Source organism: Corallococcus praedator, from assembly GCF_003612125.1.
GTDB classification, from domain to species: domain Bacteria; phylum Myxococcota; class Myxococcia; order Myxococcales; family Myxococcaceae; genus Corallococcus; species Corallococcus praedator.
The window spans coordinates 1-20,517 of record NZ_RAWI01000146.1 but is presented as its reverse complement, the minus strand read 5'-3'; the positions used below and the strand labels follow the sequence as shown (position 1 = coordinate 20,517).

Annotated in this window: 13 protein-coding genes; 7 read left to right on the top strand and 6 right to left on the bottom strand. The window is 68.8% G+C overall.

All coding sequences use genetic code 11. From position 1 onward, the window contains the following. Positions 1–106: 106 nt before the first annotated feature. Both D7Y13_RS19830 and D7Y13_RS19825 read left to right on the top strand, forming a co-directional pair. Positions 107–712 carry a TetR/AcrR family transcriptional regulator gene (locus D7Y13_RS19830; RefSeq protein WP_120536294.1) on the top strand — a complete coding sequence of 202 codons (606 nt, stop codon included), beginning with the start codon at positions 107–109 and terminating at the stop codon, positions 710–712. 94 nt (positions 713–806) lie between these two features. Continuing rightward, positions 807–1,352, top strand: a complete 546-nt coding sequence (locus D7Y13_RS19825) for a hypothetical protein (protein ID WP_120584414.1) — start codon at positions 807–809, stop codon at positions 1,350–1,352. A 65-nt stretch (positions 1,353–1,417) separates the two neighbouring features. Here D7Y13_RS19825 and rsgA read toward each other — a convergent pair whose 3' ends face one another. Continuing rightward, positions 1,418–2,512, bottom strand: a complete 1,095-nt coding sequence (gene rsgA / locus D7Y13_RS19820) for a ribosome small subunit-dependent GTPase A (RefSeq protein ID WP_120536292.1) — start codon at positions 2,510–2,512, stop codon at positions 1,418–1,420. Positions 2,513–2,871: 359 nt separating this feature from the next. Here rsgA and D7Y13_RS19815 point away from each other — a divergent pair, with 359 nt between their 5' ends. Continuing rightward, positions 2,872–3,609, top strand: coding sequence for a MerR family transcriptional regulator (locus D7Y13_RS19815; protein WP_120584413.1), 738 nt, complete (start codon positions 2,872–2,874; stop codon positions 3,607–3,609). A gap of 72 nt (positions 3,610–3,681) precedes the next feature. On the opposite strand, the gene D7Y13_RS45275 is transcribed toward D7Y13_RS19815, so the two are convergent. Both D7Y13_RS45275 and D7Y13_RS19800 read right to left on the bottom strand, forming a co-directional pair. Further along, positions 3,682–4,413: a hypothetical protein gene (locus tag D7Y13_RS45275; RefSeq protein ID WP_147444360.1), complete on the bottom strand. Its 732-nt coding sequence runs from the start codon at positions 4,411–4,413 to the stop codon at positions 3,682–3,684. A gap of 139 nt (positions 4,414–4,552) precedes the next feature. Further along, a complete protein-coding gene (locus D7Y13_RS19800; protein WP_158620408.1) occupies positions 4,553–5,284 on the bottom strand; it encodes a transglycosylase domain-containing protein in 732 nt (243 codons plus the stop codon). 200 nt (positions 5,285–5,484) lie between these two features. On the opposite strand from D7Y13_RS19800, the gene D7Y13_RS19795 reads away from it, so the two are divergent. From D7Y13_RS19795 to D7Y13_RS19780, 4 genes are all read left to right on the top strand, one after another. After that, on the top strand, positions 5,485–6,354 hold the full coding sequence (locus tag D7Y13_RS19795) for a hypothetical protein (RefSeq protein ID WP_233595692.1): 870 nt from the start codon (positions 5,485–5,487) through the stop codon (positions 6,352–6,354). 202 nt (positions 6,355–6,556) lie between these two features. Further along, complete coding sequence (locus D7Y13_RS19790) at positions 6,557–13,972, top strand: HAMP domain-containing protein (RefSeq protein WP_120536287.1); 7,416 nt, start codon at positions 6,557–6,559, stop codon at positions 13,970–13,972. A gap of 118 nt (positions 13,973–14,090) precedes the next feature. Further along, the gene (locus D7Y13_RS19785; RefSeq protein WP_120584408.1) at positions 14,091–16,064 is read left to right on the top strand and encodes a hybrid sensor histidine kinase/response regulator; all 1,974 of its coding nucleotides are present in this window, start codon (positions 14,091–14,093) and stop codon (positions 16,062–16,064) included. Positions 16,065–16,173: 109 nt separating this feature from the next. Continuing rightward, complete coding sequence (locus D7Y13_RS19780) at positions 16,174–18,108, top strand: sulfatase-like hydrolase/transferase (RefSeq protein ID WP_120584407.1); 1,935 nt, start codon at positions 16,174–16,176, stop codon at positions 18,106–18,108. A gap of 18 nt (positions 18,109–18,126) precedes the next feature. Here D7Y13_RS19780 and D7Y13_RS19775 read toward each other — a convergent pair whose 3' ends face one another. From D7Y13_RS19775 to D7Y13_RS19765, 3 genes are all read right to left on the bottom strand, one after another. Beyond that, positions 18,127–19,041 carry a type VI immunity family protein gene (locus D7Y13_RS19775; RefSeq protein WP_233595691.1) on the bottom strand — a complete coding sequence of 305 codons (915 nt, stop codon included), beginning with the start codon at positions 19,039–19,041 and terminating at the stop codon, positions 18,127–18,129. Next, on the bottom strand, positions 19,038–19,775 hold the full coding sequence (locus D7Y13_RS19770) for a hypothetical protein (RefSeq protein ID WP_120584405.1): 738 nt from the start codon (positions 19,773–19,775) through the stop codon (positions 19,038–19,040). The genes D7Y13_RS19775 and D7Y13_RS19770 overlap by 4 nt, the downstream gene beginning before the upstream one ends. 122 nt (positions 19,776–19,897) lie before the next feature. After that, on the bottom strand, positions 19,898–20,517 hold a 620-nt coding region (locus D7Y13_RS19765), incomplete at its 5' end, for an EamA family transporter (protein WP_120630742.1).

Sequence of the window (20,517 nt, the reverse complement as noted above, 5' to 3'; positions counted from 1 at the left end):
GCCCCTGCCCACCCGCCCCCTGCTCCAGCGGGGGGCGGGTTATGGACTTTGTAGTCCATATCTAAGATTGGTGGACCGGGCGGTCAATAACTTTTAATTTATCCCCATGGCCCGGCCACGAACGTTCGACGAAGCCCAGGTGCTGCGCGCGGTGCGCGACCAGTTCTGGAACAAGGGTTACGCGGCGACCTCCATGGATGACCTGATGCGGGCCACGGGGCTGGGCAAGGGCAGCCTCTACGGGGCCTTTGGCGACAAGCATCAGCTCTTCCTGCGCATCTTCGACAGCTACTGTGCGAACTCGGCGGAGTCGATGCGGCAGGCGTTGGAGGGCTCGGAGGCCGGCGCCCTGGAGCGCTTGCGTCAGTACATGCTGGGGGTGGCCACGGCGTCCGCGGGCCCCAGCCGCCGGGGGTGCTTGCTGGCGCGAGGCACCGCGGAGCTGGCGGCGGAGGGCGCGACGGACGTGACGGACCGGGCGCTCCAGGCCTTCCAGGGCATGGAGGCGCGGTTCACGGAGTGTCTCGCGCAGGCGCAGCGTCACGGCGACGTGGCCGCCAGCGCGGACCCCCGGAAGCTGGCGGCGATGCTGCTCGCGGTGTTCCGGGGCCTGGAGGCGCTGGGCAAGGCCGGCATGGACGAGGCGTCCCTGCGCGGCATGGTGGAGACCGCGTTCGAGGGCCTGCCCGTCAGCGCCCGGCGCCGTCGGTAGTCCCGCGCCGTCTCCCTCTTCCCGCGACGTGCCGCTTCGGGCTAGGCACGGGCCCTGGCCGGAAGCACGGCCACTCACCGGGATGGGGCAACTCATGCGGAAGGCACATGCGGTCGCGCTGTCGATGGCGGCGCTGATGTTGGGACAGACGGGCTGCTATCGGACCCACATCACCACGAACCTGCGGCCCGAAGAGGGCCGGCACCATGAGGACAAGCAGTGGTTCACGGCGGCGGGGCTGGTGCCCCTGTCCAAGCCGCCCGGCAGCGAGTGCCAGAACGGCGTGGCCTGGGCGCAGAGCCGGGTGACCCCCTCGGACTTCTTCATCCAGGCGGGCCTCGTGGTCTTGGGGGGCTTGATTGGCGGGGCGGTGTGCTCCGGCAGCAACCAGACGGAGGAAGAGCAGAACAGCTGCGCGGGGGTTGGCGCGCTGGTGCCCCTGGCGCTCGTGGGCTCGCGCACGGTGGCCTACGCCTGTGCCGCGGCGGACCCGAGCGGGCTTCCGACCCCGGGCATGCCCCTGCAGGCCCCGGGCCGCACGCCTGACGACTCGGACGTCCCGGTGCAGGTGCCTTCCACCCCGACCCCGCCGCCGCTTCCGCCGTCTGGCTCGGTGCCGGAGACGACCCCCGGGCTCTGAAGCCACCTGCCGGAGTCACGGCGCGGAAAGGACGTGGCCTCCGCGCCGTGCCCCGGGGTGTCTGTCTATTCGCCGCGCCGCTTCGAGCGTGAGCGCTGCGAGCCCTCCAGCGTCTGCTTGCGCTGGGCGCGCTTGTGTTCTCGCTGCGCGGCGGCGTCCACCTGACGGGCGTTGAAGGACTGCTCGCGCAGGAGCTTCTCGAAGTTGGCGCGCCGCTCCTCGGGGAGCGTGCCGGCCTGCACCGCCGCCGTCACCGCGCACCCCGGTTCGTTCCGGTGTCCGCAGTCGTTGAAGCGGCAGCCCTCGGCCAGGGCGAAGACGTCCGCGAAGGCCTGGGCCAGGGACACCTTCTCGTCCTCGCCCCACAGCCCCAGCTCGCGCATGCCGGGCCCGTCGATGACGAGCCCGCCGTGGTCCAGCACGAACAGCTCGCGGTGCGTGGTGGTGTGCCGGCCCTTGTCGTCCTCCGGCCGCACGGGCTGGGTGACGAGGCGAGCGGCGTCCAGCAGCCGGTTGGCGAGCGTGGACTTGCCCACGCCCGACGAGCCCAGCAGCACGCCCGTCTTCGCGGCGGGAATCCGGGAGCGCACCTCCTCGATGCCCAGGCCCACCTTCGCGCTCACCGCGAGCACGTCCACGCCGGGGGCCAGGGCCTGCACCTCCAGGACGCGCGCGGCGGCATCCTGCGCGAGGTCCGCCTTGCTCAGGATGACGACGGGCGTGGCGCCGCTGTTCCAGGCCAGGGTGAGGGCCCGTTCGATGCGGCGTGGGTTGAAGTTGCCGTCCAGGCCCACCACCAGGAACACCACGTCCACGTTGGCGGCGATGAGCTGCCCGTCGTGTTCGCTGCCCGCCTCGCGTCGCTTGAGGACGCTGCGGCGGGGCAGCACGGCCTGCATCAGCGCCTCGCCGTCACCGGACGACGGCGGCTGCAGGAGCACCCAGTCGCCAATGGTGGGCAGGGACTCGGCGTTCTCGGCCTGGTGGAGGAGCCGTCCGGCGGCCCGGGCGAGCAGCGCCCGGCTGGAGGTCTGGACGGTGAGCAGCCCCCGGTGCTGCCGCACGACGCGGCCGGGGACAAGGGAGACGGAGGAGGAGGACTGCGAGGTGGACATCGCGAGGTCGAAATCGGGACCCCAGCCGAGGGCTTCAAGTGACACGGGGAAAACTCCGGGCAGAGCGGTGCCTGGGCAGGCCGGAAGAATCCGGGATGCCTGGCGGACAGGGGGCTCGCGCTGCGGCGGAAGGTGCTTCGAACCGGCTCAGCTGACGAGCGCCCGCGAGAGGAGGACAGGGACCGCGACGGCGACAAGTGGCAGGTTCATCTGGGAAGCCTCCTGGTGGTGCGCGGGAGCCGGCGTCCATCGCCGGACCGGCCGCGACCCTATCAACACCCGTCGGCCGTTGGCGACCCCCTCCCCGGCGCCCTGCCTTTTCCCCCTTGCACCTCACGCGACGTGAGGTTGTACCCATCACATCCAGTCACGCGGAAGACACGCTGGCTGGAAAGGGGTGAGGCATGCAGCACACGGAGCTGAAGGTCGGGGAGCTGGCCCGGCGCACGGGGCTGTCCATCCGCGCGCTGCACCACTACGACGAAATCGGTCTGCTCAAGCCCTCGGCGCACACGGCGTCGGGGCACCGGCTCTACACGGCGGCGGACATCGCCCGCCTGAGTCACATCCTGTCGCTCAAGCAGCTCGGGTTCTCGTTGGAGGAGATTTCCGGGACGCTGGGCCGGGCGGACTTCTCCGCCCTGCGCGTGGTGGAGCTGCGGCTCCAGCGGGCGCGCGAGCAGCTGGCGGAGCAACGTCAGCTCTGCGAACGCCTGGATGCCATCGCACGACAGTTGCGCGCGGCGGAGCCCGTCTCCGCCGACGACTTCCTCCACACCATCGAGGCCATGACCATGTTCGAGAAGCACTACACCCCGGAGCAGTTGAAGGAATTGGAGGCCCGTCGCCAGTCCATGGGCGATGACGCCATCAAGGAGGTGGAGGCCGAGTGGCCCCGCCTCATCGCCCGCATGCAGGAGGAGATGGCGAAGGGAACCGACCCCGCCACCGAGCCGGTGCGGGCGCTGGCCACGCGCTGGCGCGAGCTCGTCCGCGCCTTCACGGGCGGCAACCCCGGCATCGAGAAGTCGCTCAACACGCTGCACCAGCAGGAGCCACAGGTGGCGCGGCGCCAGGGCCGCGACCCGAAGCTGATGGAGTACGTGGGCCGGGCGATGGCGGCGCTGGATGCGCCGAAGTAAAGACAGACACGACGGCGGCCGTCAGCGAAGTGCTGGCGGCCGCGCCGTCATGCGGGGCTGCTGGAAGACAGGCTAGTTGCCGCCGAGCGTCCCATTGGAGCCGCTGGTGCCGGTGCCGCCCACGCCACCCATGGTGCCGCCGGAGCCACTGGTCCCGGTGCCGCCCACGCCGCCGGCCGCGCCGCTGGTCCCGGTGCCGCCCGTGCCGGTGCCGCCCGGGGTGATGACGGTGCTGCCGCTGCCTTCCGTGCCGGGAGCGGTGGAGCCCGTGGTGCCGGTGCCCGAACCGCCATAGGTGCCGGTGCTGTCCGTCCCACTGCGACCCGTGCTGGTGCCCGAGCCGCCATAGGTACCGGTGCTGGTCCCGGTGGAAGGCGACGTGTACGAGCCCGCGCCGGTGGAGGGCGAGGTGCTGCCCGTGCCGTAGGTGTCCGTGCTGGAGCCGGTGCCCGTGGGCGAGCCCGTCCCGATGCCGCTGGTCCCGGTGCCACCCGTGCCGGAGGTGCTGCCGCCCGTGGTGCCCGTGCCGGTGGTGCCTGGAGTCGGGTTCACGCCCGTCCCTGAACCGCCGGTGCCGGTCGCGGTGTTACCGGTCTGCACGCCGGTGGAGTTGGTGGTGCCCGGCATGTACGTGCCGGTGGAGCCCGCGGTGCCCGTCTGGCCCGGGTTGGTCATCTCCGCAGAGCCGCCCGTTGAACCGGGCGTCGTCCCGGGGCTCGACCCGTCGCCTACCTGCTGGGCGAGCGCGCTGGTGGAGAGCAGAAAGCTGAAGGCCAAGGCCGCGGTGGTGATGGAGCGTCGCATGTCTGGAATCCTTTCCCCGTCCCGTGAGGGGTAAAGGTGTGTGCTTCACCCGACACGGCAACCCAGGGAAAGAAGACGGGGCATGGCAGGTCGGCAGCCTGCACGACGGTGAGGCGCTGGGAGAGGAAGCAGGCGGTCCTCAGCGCGGGCAGGGATGCTCCGTGAAGTCCGCGAGGCGCAGGACGACGGACCGGCTCCGGGCCGCCGTTTCCTCGGCCTGCGTCAGCACTCCCGCTTCGCGCAATCGCTGGAGCAGGCGATCCCTGCGCGGGCGGAGCCGGTCGATGAAACACTCCGGATGTTCCCGCTGCGCCCCGCCCAGGCCCGCCATCGAGGTGAGCAGTGCGGCCTCCGCGAACGTGATGCCCGCGGTCTCCTTCGCCAGGTATCGACGGGCCCCCTCGGATACGCCAATGACGCCATGTCCCAGCCTCACGTGCCGCGCCTGGAAGGCCAACAGCTCCTCCGCGCTCCAATGGCGCGTCAGCCAGATGCCCAGCGCCAGACGCTGGGATGCTTTCAAGGAGAGCGGCTCGCCCGTGGCAGAGGGATGGGCGGACCAGGAGTTCACGACCGCGTTCGCCAGACTCCAGCCCGAAGTCAGGTGTGGCGGGGTGCCGAACACGAGCGGCCGTGAAACCGTCGCCAATGCGGTCCAGGCCCACACGGGCTCCACGGTCAGGGTGGCGCCGGGTTCGAACAGGCTCCACCATGTCCGGGCGAGGTTCGCGGGCAGCCTGTCGGCGGCCTCCGGCGGTGTGGGCAGTCCCGGCAGCCGGTGGAGTTCAAGCCGGTAGAACCCCTCCATCGCGGCCAGCAACCCCACACCCACGAGGCCCAGGCCCCACAGTCCGAGTCCCAGGAGCCGCATCCGGTGACGCCATCGCGTGCTTGAAAACATGCCGTGTCACGGTTGCATGACACAGGCCAGGGGCCTCGCCACGCTCCCTGGTGTCCAGCAGGCGGGCTTCCGCGACAGGGGTGGCTTTCCGCGTGAAGTCTTCACGCCATTTCTGTGCTGTCCTCCGGTCTGGAAGGGAGCGTGGCGTGGGCGGACGGGAAGGGCATGTGGTGGCGGGTCGCAAGGGCGCGCGGCTGCTGAGCAGCGCGAGCGTCCTCGCCTGGCCGCTCACGCTCGTCGTGGCCGCGGGCCTGGGGCTGTTGCTCTATGTCGCCACCACCAGCCTGCCCTACCTCATCGCCTCGCCCGCCGGTGACGCGCACCTGGGCGCGCTCAATGACTGTCTGTCGCGCAAGCTCGCCGGCGCCACGCGGCTGGGCTGGGCCGTGGCGCCGGACGCTTCGCGCGCGGCGGTGTTCGGCCCCCGCGTCGTCGCCGTCTGCGGCGAGGATGGCAGGCATTCGCGGCTGGAGTTTCCCGGCGCCACCGCGGTCGCCTTCGACGGGGAACGCAAGCTGTGGGTCGCCGCGGGCGGCCATCTGCTGCGGGAGCGCGACGGTCTGCTCCAGCAGGTGGGGGACATCACGCCGCCCGAGGAACTCGTCGGCCACGCGGGCGGAGTGATCGCGCTGGATGCCGCCGGGTTGCTCGTCTCCGTGGCCCCGGACGGCAAGGTGCTGGGACAGGCGCAGGTGCCGGGAGCCGGAGGCCGGCTCTCCGTCGGACCCGGTGGCGTGCTGGCGGCGGTGGAGTGGGGCGGCGGTGTCCTCGTCTATGAGGCCCGCACGCTCACGCTCGTGCGAGCGGAGGCCCCGTGCGCGGTGGAGTTCCTCTGGTGGTTGGACACCCCGGAGCAGGTCCTGCTGGGCTGTGGTGCGACCCAGGACTCGCCGATGCCCTCCGCGATCCGCTTCGATGTCCGCACCGGAGCCCGCCAGGAAGCGCCTGAACGGACCCGCGCGCCTGCTCGGCGCCTCTCGGGGCGGGCACTGTACGTCCAGGGTTGCGACGGCTTTCCGTGCACCGCCTCGCCCCCCTGAAGCTGTTATGGAAGGCCCCGGTCCGGGGCTTCCGGGGAAGTTGTGACCTGGGGTCAGTCATGACGTTGAGTGGCCGACAAATCGGTCGTTGGCGCCCCGGCTTTGCATTCGACAAGTCCGCGAACTCCCTGGAGATTCATGGGTTCGCAGGGCGTTTTTGTAGCTTCCGCGGCAACGCTTCCGCCGATCAGGGGTTTCATTCGTGGACGACACCAAGGTTTCCAGCTCCTCCGCTCCCCGCAAGCGCTCCAATGGGCGCAAGACGCAGGGGGCCGCCGCTGCCCAGCAGGACGCGGCCCGGCCGCCCGGCAACGTCGCGGCCAACCGGTTGAGCACCGCGAACGCCCCCCGCGCCGCCGAGCCCGCGACCGCCCGCCGGGCCCCTGCCCGGGGACGCAACGGCAACGGCCGCAACGACGCCGAGGACACCGCGCGCGCGGGCGGCCCTCCGCCGCTCCAGCAACTGCTGGCCGCGCTCCGGGCCGTGCAGGGCGGTGACTTCTCCGTGCGGCTGCCTTCGGGCGCGCAGGACGTGGTGATGGATGAGATCGCCCGCGCGTTCAACGCGGTGGTGACGCTCAACTCCACGCTCACCCACGAAATCGTCCGCGTGGAGCGCGTCGTCGGCCGCGAGGGCCGCATGGGCGAGCGCGTGACGCTGGGTGACGTGCGCGGCGACTGGGCCACCAGCGTGCAGTCCATCAACGCGCTCATCGGCGACCTGGTGCAGCCCACCACGGAAGTCGCCCGCGTGCTGGTGGCGGTGGCCGAAGGCGACCTCACCCAGAAGATGGCGCTGGAGATCGACGGCCAGCCGGTGAAGGGCGAGTTCCTGCGCATCGGCACCACCGTGAACGCGATGGTGGATCAGCTCAACAGCTTCGCCGCCGAAGTGACGCGCGTCGCGAAGGAAGTCGGCACGGAAGGCAAGCTGGGCGGTCAGGCCGCCGTGTCGGGCGTGTCCGGCGTGTGGAAGGACCTCACGGACAACGTGAACGTCCTCGCCGGCAACCTCACCGCGCAGGTGCGAAACATCGCGGAGGTGACGACGGCCGTCGCGCGCGGAGACCTGTCGCGCAAGATCACCGTGGATGTGAAGGGCGAGGTGCTGGAGCTCAAGAGCACCATCAACACGATGGTGGATCAGCTCAACAGCTTCGCCTCCGAAGTGACGCGCGTCGCGCGCGAGGTCGGTACTGAAGGCAAGCTGGGCGGTCAGGCCGCCGTGTCGGGCGTGTCCGGCACGTGGAAGGACCTCACGGACAACGTGAACTTCATGGCGTCCAACCTCACGACGCAGGTGCGCGGCATCGTGAAGGTCGTGACGTCGGTGGCCAACGGCGACCTCACCCAGAAGCTGATGGTGCCGTCGCAGGGTGAAATCGCCGCGCTGGGCGCCACGCTCAACAACATGACGGACACGCTCAACGTGTTCGCGCAGCAGGTGACCAGCGTCGCGCGCACGGTGGGCGTGGAGGGCAAGCTGGGCGCCCAGGCCCAGGTGCCCGGCGCCGCGGGGACGTGGAAGGACCTCACGGACAACGTGAACCTGATGGCGTCCAACCTCACCAGCCAGGTGCGAAACATCGCGGAGGTCTCCACCGCCGTCGCCAATGGCGACCTGTCGCGGAAGATCACCGTGGACGTGAAGGGCGAGGTGCTGGAGCTCAAGAGCACGCTCAACACGATGGTGGATCAGCTCCGCGCGTTCGCCTCCGAAGTGACCCGCGTCGCGAAGGAAGTGGGTACGGACGGCAAGCTGGGCGGTCAGGCCGCGGTGCCGGGGGTCGCCGGCACGTGGAAGGACCTCACGGACAACGTGAACAGCATGGCCTCCAACCTCACCACCCAGGTGCGAAACATCGCGCTGGTGACGACGGCGGTGGCCACCGGTGACCTGTCCAAGAAGATCACCGTGGATGCGCGCGGTGAAATCCTGGAGCTGAAGAACACCATCAACACGATGGTGGATCAGCTCAACAGCTTCGCCTCCGAAGTGACCCGCGTCGCGCGCGAGGTCGGTACGCACGGCAAGCTGGGCGGTCAGGCCGACGTGAAGGGCGTGTCCGGTACGTGGAAGGACCTCACGGACAACGTGAACTTCATGGCGTCCAACCTCACCACCCAGGTGCGAGGCATCGCCAAGGTCGTGACGGCGGTCGCCAACGGCGACCTTACCCAGCGCCTGAAGATGGAGGCGAAGGGCGAGGTGGCGGAGCTCGCGGACACCATCAACGCGATGACGCAGACGCTCTCCATCTTCGCGCAGCAGGTGACGGACGTGGCGCGCACGGTGGGCGTGGAAGGCAAGCTGGGCGCCCAGGCCGTGGTGCCCGGTGTCGCAGGCACGTGGAAGGACCTCACCAACAACGTGAACCTGTTGGCGAACAACCTCACCGACCAAGTCCGTAACATCGCGGAGGTGACGACGGCCGTCGCGAAGGGCGACCTGTCGCGGAAGATCACCGTCGATGCGAAGGGCGAGGTGCTGGAGCTCAAGAGCACCATCAACACGATGGTGGACCAGCTCCGCGCGTTCGCCGCCGAAGTGACGCGCGTCGCGAAGGAAGTGGGCACGGACGGCAAGCTGGGCGGTCAGGCCGACGTGAAGGGCGTGTCCGGCGTGTGGAAGGACCTCACGGACAACGTGAACAGCATGGCCTTCAACCTCACCACGCAGGTGCGAGGCATCGTCAAGGTCGTGACGGCGGTGGCCGACGGCGACCTGTCCCAGAAGCTGGTGATGGAGGCGAAGGGGGAAATCGCGGCGCTCGCGGACACCATCAACGCGATGACGCAGACGCTGTCCGTCTTCGCGCAGCAGGTGACGGACGTGGCGCGCACGGTGGGCGTGGAAGGCAAGCTGGGCGCCCAGGCGGAAGTGCCGGGCGTCGCCGGCACCTGGAAGGACCTCACCAACAACGTGAACCTGCTGGCCAACAACCTCACGGCCCAGGTGCGAAACATCGCGGAGGTGACGACGGCCGTCGCCAACGGCGACCTGTCGAAGAAGATCACCGTCGATGCGAAGGGCGAGGTGCTGGAGCTCAAGAGCACCATCAACACGATGGTGGACCAGCTCCGCGCGTTCGCCGCCGAAGTGACGCGCGTCGCGAAGGAAGTCGGTACGGAAGGCAAGCTGGGCGGACAGGCCGACGTGAAGGGCGTGTCCGGCGTGTGGAAGGACCTCACGGACAACGTGAACGTCCTCGCCGGCAACCTGACGGACCAGGTGCGGAACATCGCCAAGGTGACGACGGCGGTCGCGAACGGCGACCTGTCCCAGAAGATCACCGTGAGCGTGAAGGGCGAGGTGCTGGAGCTGAAGAACACCATCAACACGATGGTGGACCAGCTCCGCGCGTTCGCCTCCGAAGTCACGCGCGTCGGCAAGGAAGTCGGTACGGAGGGCAAGCTGGGCGGCCAGGCCGCGGTGCCCGGCGTCGCGGGCGTGTGGAAGGACCTCACGGACAACGTGAACGTCCTCGCCGCGAACCTCACCGACCAGGTGCGAAACATCGCCAAGGTGACGACGGCGGTGGCCTACGGTGACCTGTCGCAGAAGATCTCCGTCGAGGCGAAGGGTGAAATCCTGGAGCTGAAGAGCACCATCAACACGATGGTGGACCAGCTCCGCGCGTTCGCCTCCGAAGTGACGCGCGTCGCGAAGGAAGTGGGTACGGACGGCAAGCTGGGCGGTCAGGCCGCGGTGCCCGGCGTCGCCGGCACGTGGAAGGACCTCACGGACAACGTGAACAGCATGGCCTCCAACCTCACCAGCCAGGTGCGAAACATCGCGCTGGTGACGACGGCGGTCGCGAACGGTGACCTGTCCAAGAAGATCACCGTCGACGCGAAGGGCGAAATCCTGGAGCTGAAGAACACCATCAACACGATGGTGGATCAGCTCAACAGCTTCGCCTCCGAAGTGACGCGCGTCGCGCGCGAGGTGGGCGCCGAAGGCAAGCTGGGAGGACAAGCGGAAGTGAAGGGCGTGTCCGGTACGTGGAAGGACCTCACGGACAACGTGAACTTCATGGCCCGCAACCTCACCACGCAGGTGCGCGGCATCGTGAAGGTCGTGACGGCGGTCGCCAACGGCGACCTCAAGCAGAAGCTGGTGGTGGACGCGAAGGGCGAAGTGGCCGCGCTCGCGGAGACCATCAACAACATGACCGACACGCTGGGCATCTTCGCGGAGCAGGTGTCCTCCGTGGCCCGCGAGGTGGGCGTGGAAGGAAAGCTGGGCGGTCAGGCCCGCGTGCCCGGTGTGGCCGGCACGTGGAAGGACCTCACGGACAACGTGAACTTCATGGCCTCCAACCTCACCACGCAGGTGCGCGGCATCGTGCGCGTGGTGACGGCGGTCGCGAACGGCGACCTGACCCAGAAGCTCATCGTGGACGCGAAGGGCGAGGTGGCGGCGCTCGCGGACACCATCAACAACATGACCGACACGCTGGGCACCTTCGCGGAGCAGGTCTCCACGGTGGCCCGCGAGGTGGGTATCGAAGGAAAGCTGGGCGGCCAGGCCCGCGTGCCCGGTGCGCGCGGCACGTGGCGGCAGCTGACGGACAACGTGAACCAGCTGGCCGGCACGCTGACCAGCCAGCTGCGCGCCATCTCCGACGTGGCCACCGCCGTGACGAAGGGCGATTTGACCCGCAGCATCACGGTCGTCGCCGAGGGCGAGGTCGCGGCGCTGAAGGACAACATCAACCAGATGATCGTCAACCTGCGTGAGACCACGCAGAAGAACCAGGAGCAGGACTGGCTCAAGACGAACCTGGCGAAGTTCAGCGGCATGATGCAGGGCCAGAAGTCCCTGGATGCCGTCAGCCGCCTCATCATGAGCGAGCTGACGCCGCTGGTGTCCGCGCACCACGGCGCCTTCTTCCTCTCCGACAGCGAGGGCGGCGTGCCGGCCCTCAAGCTCACCAGCACCTACGCGTACCGGGAGCGCAAGCACCTGGCGAACCGCTTCCGGCTGGGCGAGGGACTCGTCGGACAGTGCGCGCTGGAGAAGAAGACCATCCTGCTGACGCGCGTGCCGTCGGACTACATCACCATCGCGTCGGGCCTGGGTGAGGCCGCGCCGCTCAACATCATCGTCCTGCCCGTGCTCTTCGAGGGCGAGGTGAAGGCCGTCATCGAGCTGGCGTCCTTCCACCCGTTCAGCGCCATCCACCAGATCTTCCTGGATCAGCTGACGGAGACCATCGGCGTCGTGCTGAACATGATCATGGCGAACATGCGCACGGAGACCCTGCTCTCCGAGTCGCAGCGCCTGACGCAGGAGCTCCAGAGCCAGTCGCGCGAACTCACCCAGCAGCAGGACGAGCTCAAGCGCACCAACATCGAGCTGGAGGACAAGGCGAAGGAGCTGGCGGACCAGAACACCCGCGTGGAGGAGAAGAACCGCGAGGTGGAGCTGGCGCGCGTCAGCCTGGAGGAGAAGGCGGAGCAGCTCACCATCATCTCCAAGTACAAGAGCGAGTTCCTGGCCAACATGAGCCACGAGCTGCGCACGCCGCTCAACTCGCTGCTCATCCTCGCGAAGCTGCTGTCGGACAACAAGGACGGCAACCTGTCCAACAAGCAGGTGGAGTACGCCAACACCATCTACGCGTCCGGCGGGGACCTGCTCAGCCTCATCAACGAGATCCTCGACCTGTCCAAGGTGGAGGCGGGCAAGATGCAGGTGGAGCCCCGGGACATCGTCCTCACGGAGCTCAACCAGTTCATCGAGCGCAGCTTCCGCCCGGTGGCGGACCAGAAGGGCCTCTCCTTCAACGTGGAGGTCCTCACGGGCACGCCGCGCCACGTGCGCACGGACCCGCAGCGGTTGCAGCAGGTGCTCAAGAACCTGCTGTCCAACGCCTTCAAGTTCACCGACGAGGGCGGCGTGAAGCTCACGGTGCGCCTGGCGGAGAAGTCCATGCGCTTCGACCACGAGGCGCTGCGCCGTTCGCGCCACGTGCTCGCCTTCGCGGTGAAGGACAGCGGCATCGGCATCGCCAAGGACAAGCAGCGCATCATCTTCGAGGCGTTCCAGCAGGCGGACGGCTCCACCGCGCGCAAGTACGGCGGCACGGGCCTGGGCCTGTCCATCAGCCGGGAGATCGCGAAGCTGCTGGGCGGTGAAATCCGCCTGGAGAGCGAGCCCGGCAAGGGCAGCACGTTCACCCTCTACCTGCCGCCGGAATACCAGGGCGCGGACGAGGACGGCGGCGTGCAGCCCTCCGACCCGGCCGTGCGCGCGCTGGGCTCCGCGCCGGAGCCGCTCGTCGTCATCCCGGCCCCGCTCGCGCCGCCGCCCCAGCAGCAACATTCGGCGGCGGAGAAGGAGGGGCACGTGCTGGACGCCGCGCTGCCCCCGCAGGTGGAGAGCCCCCACGCCCCCGTCGTCGTGGAGGACGACCGCGAGCACATCCGCGAGGGCGACCGCACCCTGCTCATCATCGAGGATGACCTGAAGTTCGCCCGCATCATGGTGCAGATGGCGCGCGAGAAGGGCTTCAAGGCCCTGGTCGCCACGCGCGGCGACAGCGGCCTCGCGATGGCGCACGAGTACCAGCCGGACGCCATCACCCTGGACATCCAGCTGCCCGTGGTGGACGGCTGGAGCGTGTTGGACCGCCTCAAGCGCAACCCGCGCACGCGCCACATCCCCGTCCACATCATCAGCGTGATGGACAAGCACCTGGGCAACACCCAGGGCGCGTTCGGCTACCTCACCAAGCCCGTGAGCAAGGAGGGCCTGGAGCGCGTCTTCGGCCAGCTCTCCCGCTTCCTGGAGCGCCGCGAGCGGCGGCTGCTGGTCATCGAGGACGACGACGTGCAGCGCAACAGCCTCACCCAGCTGCTCAGCGACGGCGGCGACGTGCAGGTCACCCCGGTGGCCACCGGCCAGGAGGCCCTCCAGAAGCTGGAGGAGAACGAGTACGACTGCCTCGTCATCGACCTGCTGCTCCCCGACATGGACGGCATCAAGCTGGTGGAGGAGGTCAAGACGCAGCCGCGCTTCCGCGACCTGCCCATCGTCGTCTACACCGGCCGCGAGCTGACGCCGAAGGACGAGGCCCGCCTGCGCCGTTACACCGGCAGTGTCATCCTGAAGAGCGGCGCGAAGAGCCCCGACCAGCTGCTCAGCGACACGGCGCTGTTCCTGCACCGCCTGGACGAGAATCTTCCGGCGCGCGCGCGCGCGGCCCTGGCGCAGCGCAACGACCAGGACGCACCGCTGTCCGGCAAGAAGGTGCTGCTGGTGGATGACGACATGCGCAACATCTTCGCGCTCACCAGCGTGCTGGAAAATCACAGCATGCAGGTCGTCTTCGCGGAGAACGGGCGGGCCGCCATCGAGATGCTGGGCCAGCACCCGGACGTGGACATCGTGTTGATGGACGTGATGATGCCGGAGATGGACGGCTACGAGACCATGCGTGCCATCCGCAAGGACCCCAAGTACGCCAGCCTCCCCATCATCGCCGTGACGGCCAAGGCGCTGAAGGACGACCGCGAGAAGTGCATGGCGGCCGGCGCCAGCGACTACCTGCCCAAGCCGGTGGACACCGACAAGCTCCTGGAACTGGTCCGCCTGTGGGTGAGTGCTTGAAACTCAACGCGGGCGATCCACCAAGAACCCTCCTTTGCACTTCCGTCTGGAAGGGGGCGGACCTAGCCTTGCTCGCCGTGTCTCGGGTCGTTGGCCCACGCGCTCCCCCGTCGCGCACATGAACTCCTCAGATCCCACTCCGGAACGTCCTCAGGAAGCCGCGCCCTCCCCGCGCGCGGCCATCCTGATGGTGGATGACCACCCGGCCAACCTGTTGGCCCTGGAGGCCATCCTCGAGCCGCTGGGACAGGAACTGGTGAAGGCCACCAGCGGTGAGGATGCCCTCAAGCAGCTGCTCCAGCGCGACTTCGCGGTCATCCTGATGGATGTGCAGATGCCGGGCCTGGACGGGTTCCAGACGGCCGCGCTCATCAAGCAGCGTGAGCGCACGCGCACCATCCCCATCATCTTCCTCACCGCGCTCAGCCGGGATGCGGCCCATGTCTTCAAGGGCTACGCGCACGGCGCGGTGGACTACCTGCTCAAGCCCTTCGACCCGGAAATCCTCCGCTCGAAGGTCAGCGTCTTCGTGGACCTGTTCCTCAAGGAGCAGCAGCTCCAGCGCCAGGCGACGCTCTTGCGTCAGCGCGACCGGGAGATGCTGGAGCGCCAGAGCGCGCTGCGCTACCGGCGCCTCACGGAGTCGCTGCCCGAAATCATGTGGGCGGCGAGGGCGGATGGGTCGCTGACGTACGCCAACCGGGCCTGGCGTGACTACACCGGCCACCAGGAGGGGTATGAGCTGTCGCTCGCCACCTTCCTGCAGGACGTGCACCCCGCGGACCGCGAGCGGATGAGCGGCGTGTGGGGGGATGCCCTGGAGCGCGTGCAGGGCAGCGCGAACGAGTTCCGCCTGCGGCGCAAGGACGGCGTCTACCGCTGGCACCTGGCGCGGGCGATGCCGGAGCACGACGAGCACGGGGCGCTGGTGGGCTGGCTGGCCATCGCGACGGACATCGACGACAAGCGCCGCGCGGAGGAGACGCTGGCGCGCTTCAAGGCGACGCTGGACGCGACGCTGGACTGCGTCCTGATGTTCTCCCCGGACACGCTCACGCTCGCGTACGCCAACGCGGGCGCGGCCAAGCAGTTGAACGCCAGCGTGGATGAGCTGGTGGGCCTGTCGGTGCTGGAGGTGGAGAGCGCCTTCGACGAGACGGGCTTCCGCAAGCTGCTGGCGCCGCTGACGTCCGGCACGCTGCCGTCGCAGACCTACTCCACCAACCACCGCCGCCGCGACGGCTCCGAGGTCCCGGTGGAGGTGGTGCTCCAGTACGTGGCGGAGGGCGAAGGCCCGGGCCGCTTCATCTCCGTGGCGCGCGACATCACCGAGCGTCAGCGCGCGGAGACGGCGCTGCGGCTGGCGAGCGAGGCGAAGGACGCGTTCCTCGCCGCCGCGAGCCATGAATTGCGCACGCCGCTGGCCGCGGCGAAGGGGCACGCGCACCTGGCGCTGCTCAAGCTGGGAGGCCAGACGGAGGCCGGGCCCGGCAAGTCGTTGCAGATCATCAACCGGCAGATCGACCGCATGGCGAAGCTGGTGGAGGACCTGCTGGACATCAGCCGGTTGCAGGCGGGACGGCTGTCATTGGAGCTGGAGCCGTTTGATTTGTCGCAGCTGGTGCTGGAGACGCGGGACCGGATGGCGGTGCTGTCGCAGACGCACGAGCTGAAGGTGGAGGTCCCCGAGCACCTGGAAGGCACGTGGGACCGGGGACGGTTGGACCAGGTGCTGACGAACCTCTTGTCCAACGCCATCCGCTACTCGCCGGAGGGCGGGGTGGTGCTGGTGCGCCTGGTGGCGGAGGGCGACAGTGGCGTGCACCTGTCCGTGAAGGACCAGGGGGTGGGCATCCCCAGCGAGAAGCAGCGCCTCATCTTCGAGCGCTTCGGCCGCGCGCACGGCAGCAAGTACGGCGGGCTGGGGCTGGGGCTCACCATCAGCCAGGGCATCGTGGAGCAGCACGGCGGCCGCATCTGGGCGGAGTCCTCGGGCACCGCCGGGCAGGGCTCCACCTTCAACGTCTGGCTGCCCCGCCGCACGGATGCGCAGGCGGCGACGCCGACGGACGTGTCGCGCACCCCGAGCTGAAGGGACGCGGCTGCGTTCGTGAAGGACGCAGCCGGGGCCCCGGACGGCCGGGGCTCCAGGGCAGGAGGGGACGGCACGGCCTGTGCTCTGCTGGGGCGCAGGAGGCTTCATGGCCACGCGCCCCAACATCCTCGTCCTGACCGTCGACCAGCTCCAGTTCCCCCGGTTCGCCTACGGCCCTGACGGCGGCTTCCTGCCGGGCATCAAGGACATCCTGGGCTTCGTGGACGAAGGGGGGGAGGACAACCCCTTCCGGAAGTTCTTCCCCGGCTTCGCGGCGCTCCGGAAGAACGCGGCGGTGTTCCGCAACCACACCATCGCGGCCTCGGCCTGCACGCCCAGCCGGTCGGTCATCTACACGGGGCAGTACGGCACGCGCACGGGCGTGACGCAGACGGACGGCCTGTTCAAGAGCGGTGATGCGGCGGCCTTCCCGTGGCTCGCGCCGGACGGGATTCCGACGCTGGGCCACTGGTTCCAGAAGGCCGGCTACCACACGCACTACTTCGGCAAGTGGCACGTGAGCAATCCGCCGGAGCACTCGCTGCGGCGGTATGGGTTTGATGACTGGGAGCTGTCGTACCCGGAGCCGCACGGGGCCTCCGTCAACAACCTGGGGGCCTTTCGCGACATCGGCTTCGCGGACCTGGCGTGTGACTTCCTGCGCCGGATGGCGTTGGGTCAGCCCTACAACCGGGCGCTGGCGAACCAGTCCTATTCCGCGCCCCGGGCGGCGCCGCCGGATGGGGAAGCGCAGCCGTGGCTCGCGGTCGCGTCGTTCACGAACCCCCATGACATCGCGACGTATCCCATCCTGCCCAGGCAGTTGGATCCGGACTCCACCAGGCTGGGACCCCTGAAGGTTCCGGCCCAGGGCTCGCCGTCCATCAAGCCCGTGGCGGGCACCTTCACGGTGCCGCTGAATCCGCTCGGGTTTCCGCAGGAGAACGCGCGCGTGCCGACGAACCTGCGCGACACCCTGGCGAACAAGCCGAGCTGCCAGCGGGACTACGCCTACAAGATTGGATTGGCGCTCGCATCGAAGACGGGGCTGACGCTGCACCAGGCGAAGGAGGGCATCGACCCGGTGGCGGTCACCCTGAACTCCGGCATTCCCTTCCAGCTCACGGCGGACCCGGAAGAGGCGGCGCTGCGCTTCCAGCAGTACTACGCGTGGTTGATCCACCTGGTGGACGGGCACATCGCGCGGGTGCTCCAGACGCTGGACGACAGCGGCCTGCGGGAGAACACGCTGGTGATGTTCCTCTCCGACCACGGCGAATACGGCGCGGCCCACGGCTACCTGATGGAGAAGTGGCACGCGTCCTACCAGGAGGCGCTGCACGTGCCGCTGGTGGTGCAGTTTCCGGAGGCGCAGGCGACGCGCCACATCGAAGCGCTCACGAGCCATGTGGACATCGTGCCCACGCTGCTGGGACTGGCGGGCATCCCGCATGAAGAGGTCACGGCCATCCGCACCGACCTGCGGCTGCACCGTCCGGTGCCCCCGTTCGTCGGCGCGGACCTGAGCCCGCTGGCGCGCGGCGAGTCCCAGACCGTGATGGAGCCCAACGGCACGCCGCGCGAGGGCGTGCTCTTCATCACCGACGACGAAATCACGGAGCCGCTGCCGCGCACCGGGGACCCGCATCAGGTGCACGACGATGCGCTGTTCTCGGTGTACACGCGCGCGGTGGAAGCGCTGCGCGACGGGAGCACGCGGGCGGGCCATGTGCCCGGGTTGAAGCCCGGCGCGGTGTGCCAGCCGAACCACGTCCGCTGCGTGCGCACGCCGCGCTGGAAGCTGGCGCGCACGTTCGACCCCTCCGGGGAGCACGCGGACCAGTGGGAACTCTACGACCTCCAGAACGACCCGCTGGAGCTGGAGAACCTGGTCGTCTACGACGCGCCCTTCCCGACGCTGATTGAAGTGCTGCCCCGGGGGCTGCCCCGCGCGGAGGTGGAGGAGGCGGCGAGGGCGACCCACGCGCTGCTCGGGCGGTACGAGGAGGAGAAGCTGTCCCCCTGGCCGAAGGCGGGCTGACGTCCGGGACCGGCGCCTCTACCGGGAGAGGCGCCGCAGCCAGGTGTATTCGTAGCGCGGGGTGAGGCCGGCGCGCTCTTGGTAGAGGAAGGGCTCCAAGCGGAGCGCCAACGCGCGGTACTGGGGCGGGATGCCGCCCTTCTGGATGTCGATGGCCTCGGGCCACTCGCTCAAGGTGATGAGCAGGCGTTGGCTGTCCAGGGGCAGGACGGAGACCTCCGGGAAGGGAAGGGCTTGTCTCAGGCCCTCGATGCCACCGAGCTGCCCGAGCAGGGGCTGGCCCAGGAAGGTGAGCCAGGAAGCGCTCCGGGCGTGGGTGCCGATGGCAAGGCTGGCATCACTCACATCGTAGAGGTCCAGGCCCAGGTAGCGCTCGCGGAGCGTGTCGAGGAGATCCCAATCCGACGTGCCCCAGCGGCCTCGGGGAGCGATGATCGCGAGGCTTGCGTAGCCGAAGCTGAAAGGAAGTTCCCACGCGAGCTTGAAGGCCAGGGCTCGCAGGTGGTCCGGGCCGTGCTCCAGCAGGTATTCCGTGGGGAGCGTGAAGGCCACCGCGGTGGCGGGGTCGCTCGGGTAGGGCCAGGAGGGCTCGCCGATTCTCCGGCCGTAGTATTCGAAATGGTAGCCGCCGGATTCGCTAGGGCTCTCCGACAAATCAATACGCCAGGCGCCGTTCCAGGGACATTCAAGCATCAGCTTTCGATGGTGCTCGTACCCTTTGTCATCGAACTCGACCATGTCGCCGTCGTCCGCCACGTACCAATTCAAGGTCTTGAGCGGGATGGCCTGGAGGTAGAGTTGCAAGGCACGCCATACGGCGGCAGTCACCTCTTCATGGTTGTGGTGGATGAAGAAGGAGATGACGACGCCATCTCGTGCCGCGAGCCGGCCGCTCCTGGAGCGCATTCGGATGACGGGAAGGGTTTCTTTCATGGGGTCACCCCTTCCATGGGCGAGATGAGCATTGCGTCTCCTCCCAGTGCCTCTTTGTAGACTTTCCCCTGGCCCTTGCCAAAATAGACGCTGTTTTGTCCATAGGTCGTCCACTGCGGCGGGTTGTCTTCAGGACAGGGAAACTTGAAGTCCAGGATGAGCGCGGCCTTCAGCAGGTTGCGATCCGCATGGAGGACGAGGTCTGGCTTGATGGTCCCCCTGAGCTCCTCTGTACAGCCCTTGGCGATGATGCTGGCCTCCTTCTCGGGGCTGAGGGTCTCCACGATCCGGGCATTCGGGTAGAAGCGATAGCGCTGTTCGATGCTGTAGGGCGCGGGCCACAGTGCATCCAATACCTCCCGGGCGCATTCCAGGGCGAGCACGTGTTTCAGTTGTCCCAGTCGCATGGCCCGGGTGATGGGCCGTCCGCATTCGTCCCGGTCCACTTCCTCAGCGCACTCCGCCCGTGTCGGGGGCCGCTTCTTGAAGAAGAGGGCATTGCCCTGCTCCTCGGCCAGGACGGCACATGCGGCGAGGCGCTCCTCGAGTTCCCCCACCGCGTTGTGACCCTGCATCAAGGCGAGCAGGACCGGGACGTGCCGGATCAGCGTGGAGGCCGCGGTCCGTGAGGCAGCGGACGCGGCGATCTGCTCGGCCAGGGCGGCGGCATGACGGACGTTCCCTGCGGTGTGCGAGTCCAGGCGCAAGGACTTGCTGGCGCAGGCCGTGAGCACAGCACACGCCACTCCCAAGCACACGAGCTTGAGGGGTGCAGGCCGTTTATCGGAGCCAGGGTCGGAAGACACAGCGAGGACTCTACCCGGCGGTCACGGAATGGCCGGGCCGAAACGCCCCGTCAGCGCTTGCCGCGAGCCAGCAGCATCACCGAAAACAAGATGGCTGCCATTGCGCCCCACGTCAGCGGGCCCAGCGTCTCTCCCGCGAACACCACGCCCAACAACACCGCCACCGCCGGATTCACATATGCATAGCTGGTGGCCAATGCCGGCCTCGCGTGTCGCAGCAGATACGCATACGCGCTGAACGCCACCAGCGAACCAAAGAGCACCAGATACACGAACGACATCACCGCGCGCAGCGGCGGCGTGCCCGCCATCCGCTCGCCCAGCACGGCGCTCACGCCCAGCATCATCACGCCCGCGGTCAACATCTGCGTCGCGGGCGTCATCAACCCCGTGGGCATCGGCAGCCGCCGACTCCACACCGAACCGAACGCCCAGCTCAGCGGCGCCACCAGCAGGGCCACCGCCGCTGGTCCGCCTCCGCCCATGTCCCCGCCCAGGTTGAGCAGCGCCACGCCCGCGAAGCCCAGCACCAGCCCCGCCAGCTCCGCGCGCCCAGGCCGCTGACCGAAGGCCGCGCCGAAGATGGCCGTCCACAACGGCATGCTGCCCACCACCAGCGCCGCCACACCCGACGGCACCCCCAGGTTCTGCGCGAACGCGATGCCCCCGT

Coding starts and splice junctions, on each gene's coding strand:
- D7Y13_RS19800 (WP_158620408.1), bottom strand. CDS start 5,284: ATGCGGCTCCTGGGACTCGGACTGTGGGGCCTGGGCCTCGTGGGTGTG.
- D7Y13_RS19825 (WP_120584414.1), top strand. CDS start 807: ATGCGGAAGGCACATGCGGTCGCGCTGTCGATGGCGGCGCTGATGTTG.
- D7Y13_RS19780 (WP_120584407.1), top strand. CDS start 16,174: ATGGCCACGCGCCCCAACATCCTCGTCCTGACCGTCGACCAGCTCCAG.
- D7Y13_RS45275 (WP_147444360.1), bottom strand. CDS start 4,413: ATGCGACGCTCCATCACCACCGCGGCCTTGGCCTTCAGCTTTCTGCTC.
- D7Y13_RS19830 (WP_120536294.1), top strand. CDS start 107: ATGGCCCGGCCACGAACGTTCGACGAAGCCCAGGTGCTGCGCGCGGTG.
- D7Y13_RS19775 (WP_233595691.1), bottom strand. CDS start 19,041: ATGAAAGAAACCCTTCCCGTCATCCGAATGCGCTCCAGGAGCGGCCGG.
- D7Y13_RS19815 (WP_120584413.1), top strand. CDS start 2,872: ATGCAGCACACGGAGCTGAAGGTCGGGGAGCTGGCCCGGCGCACGGGG.
- D7Y13_RS19785 (WP_120584408.1), top strand. CDS start 14,091: ATGAACTCCTCAGATCCCACTCCGGAACGTCCTCAGGAAGCCGCGCCC.